Source organism: Halorubrum sp. AJ67 (genome assembly GCF_000513435.1).
In genome coordinates this window covers 82,170-84,040 of record NZ_CBVY010000006.1, presented here as the reverse complement: position 1 = coordinate 84,040, position 1,871 = coordinate 82,170, and the positions used below count along the sequence as shown (strand labels likewise).

Annotated in this window: 1 protein-coding gene; it reads right to left on the bottom strand. The window is 66.6% G+C overall.

Annotation, left to right across the window (positions count from 1 at the left end; all coding sequences use genetic code 11):
• Positions 1–656: 656 nt before the first annotated feature.
• Positions 657–1,715: an Lrp/AsnC family transcriptional regulator gene (locus BN903_RS07550; protein WP_048077161.1), complete on the bottom strand. Its 1,059-nt coding sequence runs from the start codon at positions 1,713–1,715 to the stop codon at positions 657–659.
• Between the last annotated feature and the right edge of the window lie 156 nt (positions 1,716–1,871).

Genomic DNA, 1,871 nt, shown 5'->3' with positions numbered 1-1,871 from the left:
TCTCGACGAGGCGGACGCCGCGGCGGCGTTCGAGTCGTCCGGCGCGGCCGTCGCGGACCCGAGCGACGACTGAACGGAACCCGCGGTCGAGGTTTGAACTCCCCGACTTTGTTGAAATCAGCAACAGTTGCTAGTTTCATGGCCTCGATCGCTCAGTACAGGTGACGTAGTGATTGATCTGCTGAACTTAGTGCGGTGGCGCGTGCCTCCGAGCGGTCGCCCTCGGCGACCGCGAGGAGCACCGCGCGAGGGAGTCGCCGGCGGTCGAGCGAAGCGAAGACCGCCAGCGACGAGGCTGGGGAGGCGTGAGGTGCGGTTGCGGTGTGGGGCGGGACTCGAAGGGGCAGTCGCGAGGGCGAAGACGCGCGACGTAAGGACTGTAGGAGCGAGCAACGCGAGCGACGAGGACCGCAGCGAGCGCATCGAGTCCTCGCGACTGGGGCTTCGGCGGTCTCAGTTGTGAAGCCGTCTTCGACAAAAACAGTCAGGTGTAGCCGAGCGCCTGGGGCTTCGGAAGTGTTCACCGCGCCAGCATCGATGCTATTTTCATCATCAACATCAGGCACGAGATAACCGTCATATAAGCACCGTCATCACCCGACCGTTTCAGGCGACAAAGTATCTGAAAAGTAGGATGTCAACGGAGCCAGTTCCCCCTATTCCGCGTCGGCGACGAGGTCCTTGTAGCGCGCGCCGGTCTGTTTCAGCGTCTCCGTCGAGTAGAGCCGCTCGTGGTCGAAGGGGAGGTGGTCGGCCGCCAGCTCGTCGATCTTCGCGTCGACCGCGTCCGCCTCGCGGCCGTGGATCATCGTGAACAGGTTGTACTTCCACCCCTGATCGGAGCGGCGCGGTCGGTGGTAACAGAGGGTGACGTACGGCAGGCTCCCGACGACCTCGCCGCGCTCGTCGAGTTCGTCGTCGGGCACGTCCCAGACCACCATACAGTTGTTCGTGAAGCCGGTGACGACGTGGTTGACGATACAGCCGATCCGCTTGATACAGCCGTCCGCGAGCAGTCGCTCGACCGCCGCGAGCACGTCGTCAACGTCGGCGTCGACCTCGCTCGCCACGTCGGCGTAGGGAGTCGCGGACAGCGGGAAGCCGTCCTGAATCGCGAAGAGGAGGTCGGCCTCCAGCGCGCTCAGGTCGCCGCGGGCGTTCTCGGAGATGCGGGTGGCCGACACGTCGGTCTCGTCCAGCGATTCTCTGGCAAACCGGTCGCCGTTGACGACGGGGAACTCAAGATCGATGTAGTAGTCCGTGAGCATCGGGAGCGCCAGCACCTCGCAGCCGGTCCGCTCCTCGATCTCGGCGAGGATCGCGTCGCGCCGCTCCCGCGAGCCGGCGGTAACGACGAACCACTGGTTCCACTCGTGGTCGCGCCGGTAGTTGTGGTTCACCTGCCGGTAGCCGTTGATTACCTCGGCGACCTCGTCGAAGCGGTCCTCGGGCGCTCGCACCGCCGCGAGCGTCGAGGAGCCGATGACAGGGGGGTTGAGAACCGCGCCGAACCGCCGGAACACGCCGCGCTCGCGGAGGTCGCGGACGCGATCGAGGACCGCGTCGGCGTCGAGGTCGACGCCCGTCTCGGCTGCGATCTCGCGGGCGACCCGCTCGAACGGGCGCGACTCGACGGGGAAGCCGCTCTGGTACTCGTCGATGAGGGCCGCGTCGACCGCGTCGATCTCGGCCCGCCAGTCCGCGTCCAGACTCATTACCTACGTTTGGAGCCGGGCGTACGTACTGTTTTCGGAGCGCGTCGGAGAACAGCAGACCGCGGGGTTCGGAGCGCGTCGAGGCGATAGGGCCGATCGCCAGCGGGGCGGAGAGGTCGGCGGGGCGGGGGAGGTCGGCGGGGCGGGGAGGGTCGT